The 16,635-nt window shown below is 59.5% G+C and carries 14 protein-coding genes; 7 read left to right on the top strand and 7 right to left on the bottom strand.

The genetic code is table 11. The features are described 5' to 3' along the window. Positions 1-266 precede the first annotated feature (266 nt). Together AC13RM_RS03125 and AC13RM_RS03120 are read right to left on the bottom strand one after the other, a co-directional pair. A complete protein-coding gene (locus AC13RM_RS03125) occupies positions 267-1,544 on the bottom strand; it encodes an MgtC/SapB family protein (RefSeq protein ID WP_374817786.1) in 1,278 nt (425 codons plus the stop codon). A 428-nt stretch (positions 1,545-1,972) separates the two neighbouring features. Beyond that, positions 1,973-2,689, bottom strand: a complete 717-nt coding sequence (locus tag AC13RM_RS03120) for a GntR family transcriptional regulator (RefSeq protein WP_374817784.1) — start codon at positions 2,687-2,689, stop codon at positions 1,973-1,975. A 124-nt stretch (positions 2,690-2,813) separates the two neighbouring features. On the opposite strand from AC13RM_RS03120, the gene AC13RM_RS03115 reads away from it, so the two are divergent. From AC13RM_RS03115 to AC13RM_RS03090, 6 genes are all read left to right on the top strand, one after another. After that, the gene (locus tag AC13RM_RS03115) at positions 2,814-3,866 is read left to right on the top strand and encodes an amidohydrolase family protein (protein ID WP_374817782.1); all 1,053 of its coding nucleotides are present in this window, start codon (positions 2,814-2,816) and stop codon (positions 3,864-3,866) included. Positions 3,867-3,869: 3 nt separating this feature from the next. After that, positions 3,870-4,763, top strand: a complete 894-nt coding sequence (locus tag AC13RM_RS03110; protein ID WP_374817780.1) for a VOC family protein — start codon at positions 3,870-3,872, stop codon at positions 4,761-4,763. A 32-nt stretch (positions 4,764-4,795) separates the two neighbouring features. Next, positions 4,796-6,373, top strand: coding sequence for a bifunctional 3-(3-hydroxy-phenyl)propionate/3-hydroxycinnamic acid hydroxylase (locus AC13RM_RS03105; protein ID WP_374817778.1), 1,578 nt, complete (start codon positions 4,796-4,798; stop codon positions 6,371-6,373). A 48-nt stretch (positions 6,374-6,421) separates the two neighbouring features. Further along, complete coding sequence (locus AC13RM_RS03100) at positions 6,422-7,732, top strand: MFS transporter (RefSeq protein ID WP_374817776.1); 1,311 nt, start codon at positions 6,422-6,424, stop codon at positions 7,730-7,732. A gap of 43 nt (positions 7,733-7,775) precedes the next feature. Next, positions 7,776-8,624: a fumarylacetoacetate hydrolase family protein gene (locus tag AC13RM_RS03095; protein ID WP_374817774.1), complete on the top strand. Its 849-nt coding sequence runs from the start codon at positions 7,776-7,778 to the stop codon at positions 8,622-8,624. A gap of 134 nt (positions 8,625-8,758) precedes the next feature. Then, positions 8,759-10,726, top strand: coding sequence for a glycoside hydrolase family 3 protein (locus AC13RM_RS03090; protein ID WP_285171135.1), 1,968 nt, complete (start codon positions 8,759-8,761; stop codon positions 10,724-10,726). Positions 10,727-10,924: 198 nt separating this feature from the next. Here AC13RM_RS03090 and AC13RM_RS03085 read toward each other — a convergent pair whose 3' ends face one another. Together AC13RM_RS03085 and AC13RM_RS03080 are read right to left on the bottom strand one after the other, a co-directional pair. Continuing rightward, a complete protein-coding gene (locus tag AC13RM_RS03085) occupies positions 10,925-11,926 on the bottom strand; it encodes an NADP-dependent oxidoreductase (RefSeq protein ID WP_285171136.1) in 1,002 nt (333 codons plus the stop codon). A 140-nt stretch (positions 11,927-12,066) separates the two neighbouring features. Further along, positions 12,067-12,603 carry a TetR/AcrR family transcriptional regulator gene (locus AC13RM_RS03080; protein WP_488554659.1) on the bottom strand — a complete coding sequence of 179 codons (537 nt, stop codon included), beginning with the start codon at positions 12,601-12,603 and terminating at the stop codon, positions 12,067-12,069. Positions 12,604-12,756: 153 nt separating this feature from the next. Between AC13RM_RS03080 and AC13RM_RS03075 the strand changes: the two genes are divergently transcribed. Beyond that, entirely contained in the window at positions 12,757-13,560 is an 804-nt protein-coding gene (locus tag AC13RM_RS03075) for an oxidoreductase (RefSeq protein ID WP_285171138.1), read from the top strand. A 60-nt stretch (positions 13,561-13,620) separates the two neighbouring features. Here the strand turns inward: AC13RM_RS03075 and AC13RM_RS03070 are convergent, their stop codons facing one another. The 3 genes from AC13RM_RS03070 to AC13RM_RS03060 are packed head-to-tail and all read right to left on the bottom strand — an operon-like array spanning position 13,621 to position 16,633. Then, entirely contained in the window at positions 13,621-14,883 is a 1,263-nt protein-coding gene (locus tag AC13RM_RS03070; RefSeq protein ID WP_374817771.1) for a Zn-dependent hydrolase, read from the bottom strand. Beyond that, positions 14,880-15,722, bottom strand: a complete 843-nt coding sequence (locus AC13RM_RS03065; protein WP_374817769.1) for a BtpA/SgcQ family protein — start codon at positions 15,720-15,722, stop codon at positions 14,880-14,882. Before AC13RM_RS03065 ends, AC13RM_RS03070 begins: the two co-directional genes overlap by 4 nt. After that, complete coding sequence (locus tag AC13RM_RS03060; protein WP_374817767.1) at positions 15,719-16,633, bottom strand: ribokinase; 915 nt, start codon at positions 16,631-16,633, stop codon at positions 15,719-15,721. Before AC13RM_RS03060 ends, AC13RM_RS03065 begins: the two co-directional genes overlap by 4 nt. Positions 16,634-16,635: the final 2 nt, after the last annotated feature.

Raw genomic sequence — 16,635 nt, 5'->3', positions numbered from 1 at the left:
GCCCTGCCTTCAGGCCCCATTGCGGTCCATCTTTCGGTCCCTCGAGCCAGTATTTCGCACCGAACGACACACTCACCGTCTGTTCGCCGAATTTCATGATCTTCGAGAAGGAAAGGGATACGGGTATTGGGCTCGATGCAAAGGAACTCAGGAGCAATCAGCTTGATATCATTGTACGTGGTGCGAGTGGAAGGCGCTGGAACTTGGCTTTGATTTATTCAGCGCGGACAACCGGCCAGCGGACTGCTATTTCGGCAAGTGTTCCATCAGTAGCCCCCGATCATCGGTGTCATTTCGAACACGACGATGCCTGCTAGGAGCGCACAGACGCTGGCCAAGGTGAAGCGTCCACTATAGGCGCGGTTACCCAACGTTAGCGCATATGCCGCCTTTGCGGTTGTATTGGCAATGACGGCTGCGCCGAGAGCAATTGCAGCAAACTCGGTGCCTATTGTGTCAAGGAGGCCGGCGATCGTAACGGTAATTGCGTCAATATCTGCGAGACCCGAGAGCGTCGAGATGACGAGCAAACCGGATTCTCCGAACCAGGCCGCCGCGGCCCTGGCCAGAAAACCCACGGCTACAAGCAGGAGGGCAGTTTTCAAAACGGAAAGCAGTTCAAACGGATTTCGTGTGCCGGGTTCAGCGTGCTCAGCAGTGTTGTTCCTCGCAAACAGCAATGAAAATGCCGCCATCACCAAGGCACCGGCAACCAGGGATGCTCCAAGGCGACCGGCGATGGAGGGGGCAAGGATGGCTATATAAAGAAGTACCTTGAGATAGGAGGCGGTATTTGCGGCTGTGGCGCCGGCAGCCAGCAGCGCGGCCGAATGCCCTGCCGCGCTGAGGCGGGCATTCGTGACGGCAATCGCGGTTGACGACACCAAGCCGTTGACTGCGCCCGAGACGAGTTCGCCGCGAACTTGCCCAAGCGTTTTGACGGCTACGTAACCCACGAAGGAGATCCCCGCGAGAAGGACTACCAACTGCCAAGTCCGAGAAGGGGAAATTCCGCCGGACGGGCCGAGCGGGGCAGTCGGCAGGATAGGTAGAACAATAACAGTCATGGCAAGAAAAACCACCGCCGATCGCAATTCATTCCAGCTCAGGGCGCGAACAAACCGATGCAATATCTCTCGGCTGGCCAGAATTGCCACCAGCGCCACGCCGCCGGCTGCTGCCAATCGCGTGTCACCCAATACTGCCAGGGCTCCCAGAGCAAACGTGGTCATGGCCGTGACGACAGTGGTAACACTGAAATTTCCCTCGGCGATCGACTCCCGAAACTGATAAAGGGCGAAGATCACACTAAAGATCGCGAACATGGCAACGACGACCAGGCCGCCTCGTGCCGGCGGCTCGGAAAGCGCCTGTTCGATGACTCCTGAAAGGCCGCCGAGCATGCCCGCGATCATGAAGGTGCGGATCCCGGCGGTTCGCTTTCCCGCGCCTTCGTCACGTTCTCGCCAGTGGCGTTCGACACCGACGATTGCCCCAATAGCGAGCGCCAGACCAAGTCGTTCGAAAGGTTCTATGCTCTCCATCCCAATTCCTTTCGGAGCCGTGCCGCATGCTTTGTGGCGCTGATGGTGACAACAATGGATGCTGCAGCCAACCAGCTTCGCTCGACTGAGCTGGCCGTGATTGCAAGCGATGCGAGCATGATCTTGTCAATCTTTAGCCAAAATCCGCGAGCCTGCGAAGGGACATTTTAATCCTGTAGCGAGCATTTGCACTCACCATTACTTAGGGTTGTTGCCAAAAACTTTCAGTTTTGCGCCATTGTTGCGTAAATGGCTGTACGCTTTACAGCAGAGCGAATCGCCCCGCGACCCGAACCCGTTCGGGACGGCTGGATCTAGGCTCCCAGGTTCATATCGGTTCCCTTCAAGAGCGTTGAACAGCCGAGCGGCGGCGTCTTCCCAGTGTGAGACCGTTAAATATCCAATACTTCCATTTCCGCGTCAGGCACCTAACGTGTAGCGGCAGCGTCGTTATTTGTCGCGCCGAGATCAGCTCGGATGATGTCGGCCGTTTTTTCATAATGAAGCTGCAGCAGGCGTTCGGCTTCTGGGGTATCCCGATCGAGCACGGCTTTCAGAATCGCTGCATGTTCGTCACCGACCTTGCGCACGCGAAAGGCTTTACGGATGGAAAGCGCTCGATAGCGGTAGAGCCTATCGGCAAGCTGCTCGCAAAAGCCTATCAAGGGTTTTGACCCACAGCCTTCGATCAGCAGGGCATGGAAAGCGCGATGAAGCCTTTCCCATTCCGGATTATCCTCGAACCGCTCCGCATTGAGCGAGCGTGGGGTACGCTCCAATCGGTGATGGGCGACTAAAAGTGCCTCTTCCCAGTCGGGCGTCGCATTCGCCATGGATTCACGCAGCGCCAGCGTCTCCACCCAGCAACGTGTTTTCGTCAGCTCGTGCAATTCGTCCAGACTGATCGGTTTGACGAAGAAGCCGCGCTGCTCCTTTCCAATGACGAGATCTTCTGTCGTCAATCGGTTCAGCGCCTCGCGCAAAGGCGTCTGGCCCGCATCATAGTGCTCAATCAGGAAGCGCAGCTGCAGCTTCCGGCCGGGCTCCAGGCGCGTTGAGAGGATGTCGGCCTTCAGGCGCTCATAGATGCTGGTTGCCAATGTGGCGGGGCTTTCCGCCCCTTTTTTCAGCAGGTTGACGTTCATGGCGTTCTCTGGCTTGCAAATCGCTTTTTATATACACGATGGATCGGCAGAGAAAAATTTATAAATTTTATCTTTACGAGGAAAAGTTTGTATATTATGACGGACGTTGACGAGGGAGGATTCAATGAGCGGAGCGGAAAAAGGGGTGCGCGGCACCTTTATGAGTGGCTGCACCTGCCGTGGCATCGATGTCCATTGTCATGTAGTGCCTGCCCGCTTTCCGGCTCAGGCTAACGGTATAGCGGTTCGCGGCTGGCCATCGATGGTGACCGCTGATGCCTGCCATTCGACCGTCGTCATCGATGACAAACCCTATCGTACGGTCAGCGATGCCTGCTGGGTCGCCGAACGTCGGCTGGAAGAGATGGATAGGACCGGCATCCGGGTTCAGGCTCTGTCGCCTATGCCGGAACTTTTCGGTTACTGGATCGAAACGAACGCAGCTTGCGATCTTATCCGATATGTCAACGACGCGATTGCCGCGATCGTTGCCGAAGACGAGGGGCGCTTTGTCGGCCTTGGCGGGCTTCCGCTTCAGGATGTTGATCTTGCCAACCTTGAACTGCACCGCATTGTCGGCGAATTCGGTTTTCGCGGCGTCGAGATCGGCAGCAATATCAATGGCGTGCCGATCGGCGATCCTCGTTTTCATTCCTTTTTTGCGGAGGCGGAGAAGCTTGATGCGGCGGTCTTCGTGCATGCGGTGCGCCCGACGGGCATGGAGCGGTTGCTCGGGCCGGCTCCGCTTCAGCAGGTGCTCGGATATCCGACCGATGTCGGTCTGGCAGCCGCATCCGTGATCACTGGCGGGCTACTTCAGAAATTCCCAAAACTGCGGATCGCCTTCAGTCATGGCGGCGGCACATTTGCCTCGCTGCTGCCGCGGCTGGAACGGGGTTATTCAGCCTTCCCGGCGCTCAACGAGATTATGCAAGAGAGCCCCGCAGTGCAGGCGCGACATCTCTATGTGGATTCGCTGGTCTTCGATGCGGACATGCTGCACCGCCTGGTCGCCGTGTTCGGGGAGGAGCGCGTGCTGCTTGGAACCGACTATCCTTTCAATTTTCGGGAGAAAGAGCCCGTCGCTCGCATCGAGGAAGCGTTCGCGGACGCAAAGTTGCGCGAGCGCCTGACATTTGCCAACGCGCGGGCTTTCCTGGGTTTGGACGAGGTTTGATCCATGACTGAATTTCCTGTCATCGCTTTGCGCAGCGTGGAACTGGGGACGCCCGATCTTGCGACGTCTGTCGATTTTTATACCCGCATCTGGGGCCTGGATGTCGTCGCCGAAGCGGAGGACAAGATTTTCCTGGCGGCAACGGGCGATGATTTTCATGTGCTGGAATTAAAGCAAAGCGGCCGCTCGGAATTGCGCAAGATCAGTTTTCGCGTCGGCACGGCTGAAGTGCTGGCGTCGCTTTTCGCAAAGACGATTGCTGCAGGCTGTACTGTCTTGCGCGACATCGGACCCGCCGATGGTCCGGCTGGCGGCGAACGTTTCGTCATCCGTGAGCCGCAAGGCTCGGTGCTGGAATTTGTGTATGGCGACCGCCGCAAGCAGGGTATCGTCGTTGCCAACCGGCCGCAGCGTCTTGCTCACGTGAATATCAACAGCGCCGAGATCGAGGCGCTTTCGGACTTCTATCGCGATGTCCTCGGTTTCCGTCTGACGGACCGATCGAAACTCATGGCCTTCCTGCGCTGCAATGACGACCATCATGCAGTCGTGCTGGCCGAGGCGCCGGTCAATGGGCTGAACCATGTCGCCTTCCTGATGCCCGATCTCGAATCCCTCATGAGAGGCTCCGGCCGCGTCGTCGATCACGGCTATCCGATCGGTTGGGGTGTCGGCCGGCATGGACCGGGCGACAATGTCTTTGCCTATTTCGTCGATCCGCAAGGCGTGGTGATCGAATACACCACTGAAGTCCTACAGGTGGACGACAGCTATCGCTTCAGAGGGCCGGAGGAATGGGTCTGGCCGCCCGGCCGGACCGATCATTGGGGCATTGCGCCTCCAAAAAGCGACGCCTGCAAGAAGGCGCAGATTTCCATCGGATTTTCTCGCGCCTGACGCGCCCAGTAGACATTTGCAGAGGCATGCCTGTGACGAACGAAAGTGATATTTTGAACCGCTATGACGTGCTGGTGGTCGGCTTCGGTCCGGCAGGGGCAGTCGCCGCCGGCATGCTCGGGGCGCGAGGCCATTCCACCCTCGTTGTCGATCGGTTGACCGGTATCTACGACAAGCCGCGCGCTATCGCGCTCGACCACGAAATCCTGCGCCATTTCGACAATATGGGCATTGCCGACGAGGTGCTTCCCCATATCGCACCGTTCACGGCCTCCCAGCACTTCGGCGCAGAGGGGCAGCTCATCCGTCGTATCGACATGGTGCCTGAGCCTTATCCTCTCGGCTATACCCCGAGCATGGTGTTCACCCAGCCTCCGGTCGAGGCCGTGCTGAGGCGGCATGCCGAGAGCTTCGATTGCGTGACGATAGAACTTGGCACGGACATGGTCGATCTCGATCCACGGGCGAATGAAGTGGTCGTGACACTTCGGGATTCGTCCGGCAAGAGCCAGAGGATCGCAGCAAAATATGTGATCGGCTGCGACGGTGCCTCAAGCCGCGTGCGTGAGCTGTCGGGAATGAAGCTCGAGGATCTCGTCTTCGACGAGCCGTGGCTCGTAGTCGATGTGCAGGTACACGAAACCGCGCTGGGCAAGCTGCCGCAGACTTCGGCCCAGTTCTGCAATCCGGCGCGTCCGACCAGCTACATCATGGGGCCGAAGAACCATCGCCGGTGGGAGATCATGCTTCTGCCGGGCGAAGATCCGCGCGAGATGGAAAAGCCCGACAATGTCTGGCGATTGCTGTCGCCCTGGCTGATGCCCGAAGACGGCGAGCTGTGGCGTGCCGCCGCCTACCGTTTTCATGCACTCGTTGCCGACGTATGGCGGCGGGGCAGGGTGCTGATCGCCGGCGATGCCGCGCATCAGCAGCCGCCCTTTATCGGACAGGGCATGTGCCAGGGCCTGCGCGACGTTTCCAATCTCGTCTGGCGGCTCGACCGCATCCTGAAGGGGCGGTCGCCCGAGGCGCTGCTGGACACCTACACGGTGGAACGCAAGCGGCATGTGCAGACGCTGACCGGCAAGATCAAGGCGATCGGCCAGACGATTTGCGAACGCGATCCGCATGCCGCCGCGGCGCGTGATGCCCGCATACTTGCCGAGGGCGGCGGTCGGCCTCTTACCATCACCCGGCAGGAAATCGTCCCGCCCATCGAGGATGGGCTGATCGCCGAAGAAGGCACGCCGGCGCGAGGATTGTTGTTCCCGCAGCCGACAATCGTCGAAGACCCCGTTCCGCGCTTGATGGATGCCTTTACGGGACCGGAATGGCGGCTTGTGCTCGACGGCCGCCGGATCGGGATGGCCGAGGGAGAAGCGCTTGCCGAAGAGATCGACGGGATCGTGGTGAAAGCCGTTGTGCCCGGAGATGCAGACGCAATCGATCTGTCGGCACTCCGAGAGAAGGATGGCGTGCTCTCGGCCTGGTTCGAGCGGCACGGCGCGGTCGCCGCGCTCGTACGTCCTGATCATTATGTTTTTGGTGCTGCCCGCAACGTTGAGGCGCTTCGCCAGCAGATCGCGGACCTGCGCACTCGCCTTGCTTGAGTTCCGCGTCTGCAATTGCAGTTTACATTGAGGTTCTGGGAGGAACACATGTCCGAGTCAACCGCCGATACAACCAATAAATGGCAACCTCTTGCCGTCCTTATTCTGCTTTTTCTGTTCCAGACGCTGAACTTCTTCGACAAGCTGGTCTTCGGCCTCTCTGCCGTGTCGATCATGAAAGACCTCGGTATTTCGCCACAGCAGTTCGGGTTGATCGGCAGCAGCTTCTTTCTGCTGTTCTCCATTTCTGGCGTTCTCGTCGGCCTTTTCGTGATCGGTCGCGTCCCCGTCAAATGGATCCTCGTTATTCTCGCGGCAATCTGGTCGATCGCGCAGATTCCGATCTATTTCACCAGTTCGGTCACCGTTCTGGTCGCCTGCCGCATCCTGCTCGGCCTCGGCGAGGGACCCGGACTGCCGACAGCATTGCATGCCTGCCATAACTGGTTCAGCCCGCAAAAGCGCAGCGTCCCGAGCGCCGTCGTGTTGCAGGGCATCAGTGTCGGCCTGCTCGCCGGCGGGCCGATCCTCACCTATGTCATCGTCCACTACGGCTGGCGCTCGGGCTTCCTTTTCTGCGGGCTGATCGGCATCGCCTGGATCATCGCCTGGCTACTGATCGGCGGCGAGGGGCCGCATGCGGTTGCAGAAAATGAAAAGGCCCGTGCCGTGGTGGGAGAGACCCCGATTCCAGCCCGCAAGCTTTGGCTCGACCCGACCGTGATCGGCGTCATCATCATGTCGACCATGTCCTACTGGATCGTCGGCATGTCGGCCACGTGGCTGCCACCCTTCCTGCAGCAAGGTCTCGGCTATTCGCAGTCTGAAACCGGCTCGATCATTTCGGCCGTCTATATCTTCCAGTCGCCGCTGTTGCTGGTCGGTTCATGGATTGCGCAGCGCATGCTTCAGAAGGGCGTCAGCAAACGCGCCGCGCTCGGCAGCGCTTCGGGCTATGCGCTTCTCGTCAGTGGATTGGCGTTGATTGCCTCGGTTCATGTCAGCGGTCCGTTGCAACTGGCGCTGATCGCGATCGCCTTTGCCGCTCCGAGTCTTACGACGATCTACGGCCCGATCACGCTCGGTAGCGTCGCGCCCGCCGTCCAGCGCGGCCGGCTGATCGTCGTGATCTATTCGGCAAATGCGGTGTCCGCACTCGCATCCAATGCCGTCACCGGCATGATCGTGCAGGCAGCCGGACCCGATCATGTCGCGGCCGGTTATGCAAACGCCATGCTGTTCACAGCCGCAATCCTCATCATCGGCGCAATTTCCGCCTTCGCGCTGATCTTTCCGGATCGCACCATTGAACGCTTCGGCAGGATAACGCGCTTCGCCGATCAAATGCAGCGGGTGTGAAAGCGCCCGCCACCCAGTCCGACCCCCTAAAGGAGCAAGAACCATGAGACTGTCCACCGTCAAGATCGCCGGCCGTCCGACCTGGGGCGTTGTCGAGGACGATCGCTTCCTCGATGCCGGCGCGGCTCTCGCAGCGCGCTATGCCGATCTCAAATCGGCTGTGGCAGCCGGTCTTGCCGGCGTTGCCGAAGCAGCCGCCTCCGCTGCCGCCACGCCGCTCGGTGAAATCGAATGGTTGCCGGTAATCCCCAATCCCGACAAGATCCTCTGTGTCGGCCTGAACTACGAAATGCATCGCAAGGAGACGGGGCGTGCGGAGGTGGAAAATCCGACGATCTTTGCCCGCTATGCCAATAGCCAGACCGGCCATCTCGCCCCGATCGTGCGCCCGAAAGTGTCGGTGGAACTCGATTTCGAAGGCGAGTTGGCGGTCATCATCGGCAAATCAGGCCGTTACATCACCCGCGACGAGGCCATGGGATACGTTGCCGGCTATGCCTGCTACAATGACGGCAGCGTGCGTGATTTCCAGCGTCATACGCATCAGTTCACGCCGGGCAAGAACTTTCCTGACACCGGCGCCTTCGGGCCTTGGATGATGACGCCGGAGGAGCTCGGTCCTCTGCCCGATCTTCGCATTCAGACGCGTCTCAATGGGGCAGTCGTGCAGGACGCCACCTTCGGCCAGATGATCTTCGATATCGCCCGGCAGATCGAATATTGCTCCAGCTTCACGCGGTTGGAGCCGGGCGACGTTATTGTCAGCGGCACACCAGGCGGGGTTGGCGCCAAGCGGCAGCCGCCGCTGTGGATGAAGCCGGGCGATGTCGTGGAGGTGGAAATCGATGGGCTCGGTATTCTCAGCAACCCGATCGTCGATGAATTAGGTTAGGTTATGCTTACAATTCGCATCTGCGAATTGATGGGGATCGGCGAGCCGACAGGGTCCGCCAAGCACACGAGGCGGCGCAAGTCTGCGCCCTTCACTTTGCCGGGATCGACTGAAATTCTTTCGGAAGGGATGCCATGAAACAGTTCATTGCCCTATGTGCGGTCGTATCGCTGGTCGCTTCGACAGCTTTGTCGCAGGAGCAGCCATTGCTTTCGGCTCGCGTCGCCAGGACGCTGACCGTTGACGGACTTTCCTTCAAGGATCTCAATCGCAACGGCAAACTCGATGCCTACGAGGACTGGCGCCTGCCGGCTGCCGAGCGGGCCGCCGATCTTGTCAAGCAGATGACACTGGAGGAAAAGGCCGGGCTCATGATGCATGGCACGGCGCCATCCGTAGGCCCCGGCTCCGGCATGGGGGTTGGGACCGAATATGATCTTGGCCGTGCCACGGACATGATCGAGAAGCGCAAGGTCGTCACTTTCATCACAAGGCTGGCCGGCGATCCTGCTGCCCTAGCTGAAGAAAACAACAAGCTCCAAGAGATCGCGGAGGCTGGGCGGCTCGGTATTCCGGCGACGATCAGCACCGATCCGCGCAATCACTTTCAGTTCGTGCTGGGTGCGAGCGTTGCGGCTGGGGGTTTCTCGAAGTGGCCTGAAACCCTCGGGTTCGCGGCGATCGGCGACGCCGCGCTCATGCGGCGGTTTGGCGACGTTGCCCGCCAGGAATATCGCGCCGTCGGCATTCAGGAGGCATTGTCTCCCCAGGTCGATCTTGCCAGCGATCCTCGCTGGCCACGCATCAACGGCACGTTCGGGGAGGATGCGCAACTTTCCAAATCCATGGCGGAAGCCTATGTCGCCGGGTTCCAGAACGGCGAGAACGGCATCAACAAAGACAGCGTGATCGCGGTCGCCAAGCATTGGGTCGGTTATGGCGCGGCAAAGGACGGTTACGACAGCCACAACGCCTATGGTCGCCACGCGACCTTTCCCGACAACAATTTTGCCGAGCACCTCATTCCTTTTGAGGGAGCCTTCAAAGCAAAGGTCGGGGGCGTGATGCCGACATACTCGATCCTGGACGGCGTGATCCTTGACGGCAAGCCGCTGGAAGCGGTCGGGGCCGGATACAGCAAGCAGCTTCTAACCGACCTCCTGCGCGGAAAATATGGCTTCAACGGTGTCATCCTCAGTGATTGGCTCATCACCAACGACTGCAAGGGGGCGTGTCTGGATGGAGAAAAGCCAGGTGTGAAGCCCACCCTCAACGAGGAAACCTTTGGCATGCCTTGGGGCGTGGAGGATATGAGCCGCGTCGACCGGTTCGCAAAAGCCGTCAATGCCGGTATCGATCAGTTCGGCGGAGTGACGTCCTCGGACCTTCTGGTTGAAGCGGTGAAGGAGGGAAAGATCAGCAAAGAGCGCATCGATCAATCCGCAACCCGGATATTGATCCAGAAGTTCGAGCAGGGCCTGTTCGAGAACCCCTATGTCGATCCCGAAAAGGCGCGCGCGATCGTCGGCAATCCAGCATTTGCGGCAGAGGCGAACGCCGCGCAGGCCAGGGCAATGGTACTGCTCGACAATAAAGCTAAGCTTTTGCCGGTCCAGAGTGGCAAGAAAGTGTTCCTTTACGGCGTCGATCCGAAAGTAGCGGTTGCCCGCGGCTTTACGGTGGTTGCCACAGCCCGTGAAGCTGATTTCGCGCTGGTGCGACTGAATGCACCCTATCAGCAGCCGCACATGAATTATTTCTTCGGTTCTCGTCACCAGGAGGGCGATCTCGATTTCAAGGACGGCAATGCCGACTTCGAGGCCTTCAAGAGTGCCGCCAAGGAGGTCCCGACCATCGTCACGGTCTATCTGGCGCGGCCGGCGATCCTGACCGGTCTCCTCGACCGGGCCGGCGCCATCCTCGCCAATTTCGGCGCAAGCGACGCGGCGTTATTTGATGCGATCCAAGGCAGGCAAAAAGCCGAAGGCAAGCTGCCTTTGGAACTTCCTTCATCGATGGACGACGTACGCGCGCAGAAATCGGATGTGCCGCACGACACCCGTAAACCTCTCTTTCCGATCGGCTACCATTTGCGATACTGATGCGCTCAAATTACTCGCCAGCGCCGCTTGAATGGTCCGATGCCATAAACGCGAGGGCAGCTTCCATACGCCGTCCTTTCTGCCCGAGCGAGGTTGAGCCAGCTATGTGGTTGGCGTGACCATCACATGAAACCTGCAGCGGTGTGGTCGAAGTGCGCGCTGCAGGATTACTGTCTCACTGCTCCAATAGAAAAGCTGCTACTGCACCTTGATCACGACCTTGCCTTTCGAACGGCCCGTTTCGACATAGGCAAGTGCCTCGGGCGTCTGGCTGAAGGGAAATACCTTGTCCACAACGGGGCGAATCGCGCCGCTATCAACCAACGTGGCGATCTGCTCCAATTGCCGACCGTCAGCGCGCATGAATAGGAAGGAATAGTGAACGCCGAGGCTCTTTGCCTTCTTGCGCACGCTCCGACTCAGCATCCGCACGACGAGCTTCAGAAGGGCGCTCATCCCGAGAGTGGCAGCAAACGCCGGGTCTGGCGGGCCTGAAATCGAGACGAGATGGCCGCCCGGCTTCAGGACATTCAGGGATTTCAGAAGAGTCTTCGGATCCTGGCTGTTCAGGACGACGTCGTAGCCCGAGAGAACCTTCTCGAAGTCCTGAGTCTTGTAATCGATCACAACGTCTGCACCGAGACTTTTAACCAGAGCGGCATTCTTCGCACTCGACGTCGTAGCGACCGTCGCGCCCAGATGCTTGGCAAGTTGGATCGCGATTGTGCCGACGCCGCCCGAGCCCGCCTGGATGAAGACCTTCTGGCCCGGTTTCACCTTTGCGACATCAACCAGGGCCTGCCACGCCGTCAGCGCGACGAGTGGCATGGACGATGCGTCTTCCATCGTTAGCGTCCGGGGCTTGAGCGCGGCATCGTCCTCATGGATGGCGATGAACTCCGCAAACGTGCCGACACGGAGGTCCCTCGGGCGGGCATAGATCTCGTCGCCGACCTTGAAGCGGCTTACGGCCGGGCCGACCTTGACGACGGTCCCAGCGACGTCGTGACCAAGGACGAAGGGTGGACGGTACGGCAGGAAAATCTTGAACTCGCCATCCCTGACCTTGGAATCGAGCGGATTGACGGATGTGGCATGGACGCGCACGAGGATGTCGGCGTTCTGAACCCCCGGATCTTGCCACTCGGCGAGGCGTAGCGCGCCCTTCTTCTTGTATTTATCGACGACATAGGCTTTCACTGGTGATCTCCGATCTATTTTCCTTGCCTGGCAAGGATTGCTTTTCCGTGCGATCTGCACAGACTTAGGTGTCGCCGAGGCAAGGGCGCCGCGTGTAACGTCACTCGAACGTGCACCAAGCGCGCTGCTGTTCATTCAGGCTATGAAAGCCGGTGAGTGTGCAGGTTTGCCAAGGCGCGTATCGAATTCCTGGCACTCTGCAGGATGCGATCCGACGTCTCTTTGTCGACTGCGCGCGCCAATTGGAGCGTCCCGATCAGGGTCGCAAAGATCGCGCAGGCCACATCTTCCTTCGCTTCGATATCTGTCGGAAGTGCATCTGCAAGCTGCAGCACAAGGGTGTGGGACTGTTTGGCATACATGCCGCGGGTCTCTTCCGGCTGCCGCGCGAGCTCCGGCAGCAGCGCCGCCGAGGCGCAGCCCTGTCCAGGATTGTCACGGTGTTCGGGCGAAAGATAGATGTCGATCAGGCGTTCGATCCCTCCTTCGTCCAGCACCTCCCGCAGCCATTCGGACTGCCTAGCTAGCGCGTCCGAAATAGTCTCCCGAACAAGATCGGTTTTCGAGGGAAAATGCGGATAGAAGGCCCCGTTCGTCAGGCCCGCATCTTTCATGATCGCCGCAAGACCCGAGCCCGCAATTCCATCCGTGCGGAAGTGCTCGATAGCAACATCCATGATTCTGCGGCGCGAGGTGTCTTTCCGGCCTTTTTCATATCGCATGAAGCTTGTTCCGAATTCCTATTGCATTACGACCATAATATCAATAAATGGTCGTAATGCAAATGGTCTCTGACGTGTAGTCCGAGACTTCCACCGGAAGGAAAACGTATGGCCATAAGAACTGCGATCGTGACCGGGGCATCCTCCGGTATCGGCTATGCCACCGCCGAAGGACTTGCCAGCGCCGGTTTCAAGGTCTTTGGAACGAGCCGGAAAATCCCCAATGACGGTCCCAAGGGGGTCACGATGCTGGCGTGCGACGTGACCGACGAGGCGTCTGTCTCGGCATTGGTCGCCGACGTCGTGTCGCGGGCGGGCAAGATCGACCTCCTCGTCAACAATGCCGGTGTAGGCATGTTCGGCGGCGCAGAGGAATCCTCAATCGCGCAGTCGCAGGCCCTTTTCGATGTCAATTTTTTCGGCGTCATGAGGATGACGAACGCCGTTCTGCCCGTGATGCGGCGCCAGGGCGGCGGCCGAATTCTCAATATAGGCTCCATCCTCGGCGTTATCCCTGCGCCGTATTCGGCACATTACTCCGCTGCCAAGCATGCGGTCGAGGGCTACTCGGAATCGCTCGATCACGAGGTTCGCGCCTTCAATATCCGCGTTTCCATCATCGAACCGGCATATGTCCGGACCGTTTTCGATCAGAACGGTATGAAGCCCGACCAGCGGAAACCCGAATACGATCAAGCGCGCGAGGCTGTCTCGGCACTGCTGCGGGATGTGATGCCCAAGGCCGACCTGCCGGAAGTGATCGTCAAAGTCATCCTCAAGGCAGCCAACGATGACGCCCCGCGCCGGCGATATACTGCGGGCAATGCGGCGCGTATGGTGAGCATGCTGCGGCGGTTCGCAAGCGCTGGGCTGTTCGACAAGATCTTGCGTAAACAGTTCCGCATCGCTTGATCTGCCCTGGTTTCCCACCCCGCTCATCTTGACCTAACGGTTCGCTATCGTCGGCGGCCTTTAAGGGGCGTTGACCATTGCTCGTCGTGCCAAAGAAAGGGCGGTCTCGAGCAGCACCTTTGCGCCTGTCTCGATATTTTCCGAGGTGACGAATTCGGCCTCGTTATGACTGATGCCGTCTCGGCACGGAACAAAGATCATCGCTGTCGGTGCAACGCGGCTGACGAAAAGTGCATCGTGAAAAGCGCCTGAAACCAATTTCATGTTGGAAACGCCAAGCCTTTCGCAAGCATTGTCGATCACATCGATGATCGTTGTGTCGAATTTTCCAGGTGCCAAGTCGAAGCGTTTTTTGATGAGCACATCGACCATATGACGTTTGGCCGACGCGCGGCATTCTGCATCGATCTGGGCTTCTATGGAGGAAAGCACGTCTTCCCGCGGATGGCGGATGTCGATGGTGAATGTGACCCTGCTTGGAATCACGTTGACGGAACTGGGTTCGACGTTCATTCGACCAACGGTCAGCCGCGCCATCGGGTCGGCCGGCATGACGACGAGCTGCAGCTGCGCAATCGCCGCCACAGCGGCCGCCATGGGATCTTTGCGGAATTCCAGCGGAGTCGTGCCAGCATGGGCTGCCTCGCCGCTGAAGGAAACCTCAAGCCACCTGGTTCCCTGTACGCCGGTGACGAGGCCGATCGGAATGCCCGCGTGCTCGAGCACGGGTCCCTGCTCGATATGCAACTCAATGAAGGCAGATACGGCATGGCCGACCGGCTGCATCTTGGCTTCCGGCAGCGCCTTCAATGTCGCCGCCAATTCATCGCCAAGCCTTGCTCCGTCGTTGCCACGCGTATCCTGCCACCCGGCCATGTCGCCCGCATCGACAAAGGCCATCGATCCCATGCAGCCGGGGGAGAAGCGGCTACCTTCCTCATTGGTCCACGACACGACCTCGATGGATCGCTCCGTGACGACGTCTGCATCCTCCAGGGCTTCCAGTACCTCGAAGGCAGACAGCGTCCCGAGAGCGCCATCGAACCTGCCTCCCGTGGGCTGACTGTCAAGATGGCTACCGATCAGGACTGGCGCAGCCGAGGGATTGCATCCTTCACGTCGGATGAAAAGGTTGGCTATCGCATCCTGCTGGACGCTGAATCCGCGGGCAATGGCCAGGTCAGCAAGCAGGCGCCGGGCTGTCCTATCCTCGATGCTCAACGCCTGCCGGTTCACCCCTCCCGCTGGCGTCGCGCCGATCGTTGCAAAGTCGGAAATGCGCCGCAGCAGACGCTGCGCATTGATTTTTGGGTATGGCTTCATCGATGGATGCCTGTCACGAAGTCTTTTACCCGTTGCGGATCGACTGCGTTCCACCAGACGCCGTCATACTTCAGTGAGCTTGCAATGATCACGCCATCGGCTACCGACAGAATGTCGCTACCATTCTCCGGCGTCACTCCGCTGCCGACGAGCGTCGGCAGGCCGGCTGCCTGCCTGATCATTCTGATGTAGTCGAGATCGGCTGCATGGCCCGTCCTTTGGCCGGTGGCGATAACGGCATCCGCGTCGAAGAAGACGAGATCCTTGACCTGTTCTTCGATCGGTCGGTCCGCAACGATGGCATGCGCTCCATGTTTGACATGGGCATCGGCGAAGATGCGGATGCCATGGGCATTGAGCCGAGCGCGATAGCGCATTGCGCGCGCCGCTTCGCCCTCGATGAAGCCTTCATTGGCGACATAGGCATTTGCCCATTGATTGACGCGTACGAAGCCCGCACCTGCCGCACTGGCGATCGCAAGCGCCGGAATGGCGGCATTCGCAAGAACATTGATGCCGATCGGGCCGCCGAGTTCGCGGCGGATGCGATCGGAGATGACGGCCATATAGGCCGGGGTCTCAGGGCCGATGTCATCGGGCTTGGAAAAAGGAATGTCGCCGTGATTTTCGATGATCACGGCATCGCAGCCGCCTGCAAGGTAGGCGCGGGCATCGTCAAGTCCGCGCTGGTAGACGGTCTCGATCTTGTCGCCCGAATAGCGCGGCGCACCGGGAAGCGGAGCCAGGTGAACGACCCCTATGATCACCTTTTCGCGCCCGAAAAGATCGATGAGCGCGTTGTCGGCTACCTGCCCGATGGGCTTCATTGTCCCACTCATGTGTTTTCCAGTTCTGATATCTTGATGATGTCCGAAATTTCCACCCGTGAGGGGTAGGAGGCGAGCGTCCCAAGGCGACCGACCGAGATGCCGGCGGCCTCGGTTGCCACTTTTGCAGCTGCAATCAGGGATTTTCCTTGTGCGAGCAGGCCGACGAGGACGCCCGCAAAGCAGTCACCGGCACCGCTGGTATCAACCACCGCACTCTTGGGCGCCGCGAGGATAACAGGCGCATGATCCGCCCGATCCCATATGAGGCTGCCTTGGCTTCCAAGCGTCACGACGACGCTTCTAACTCCGTTGCCGAAAAGCACATTTGCTGCTGCGGCTAGGCTTTCCATGCCTGTCAGTGCCGAGGCTTCGCCTTGATTGACGATGACAAGATCCACATCGGCAAGATCCTCGACCGTCATGTCCGATAGTGGACTGGCATTGAGCACCGTCTTCAGTTCCGACCTTCCGGCAAGTTCCAGACAGCTGGCGGTGACCTCCCTGGAGAGGTTGCCCTGCATCAGAAGGATATCGCCCTTGCTCCAGGTCTGCGCCAAAGCCGATTGCCGGATCGGATCGAAGGCTCGCGCGCAGGCGACGGCGCTGACGATGGCGTTTTCGCCGCCTTCTTCCAACAGGATCGTCGAACGGTCGGTGGGGAGAGGCAGGCGGATCAGTCGATCGACCTCAAGGTCGCTCTTCAGCACCTCCGTCACGCCACCGGCCATGTCGTCGTCGCCAAGTGCGCTCCAGAAGCACACGACTGCCCCGCTTCGCGCCGCCGCAACGGCTTGATTGGCACCCTTGCCTCCTATGCCTTCGACGATCGAGGTCGCGTTGAGCGTTTCCCCCGGGCGCGGCAGGCGCGGCAGGCGGAAGCTCGTATCGACACAGACATTGCCGACGACATGGAGGCGCATGG

The organism is Martinezella sp. CNPSo 3732 (assembly GCF_057784515.1).
The sequence above is the reverse complement of the archived record's forward strand: the minus strand, read 5'-3'. Positions and strand labels throughout refer to the sequence as shown.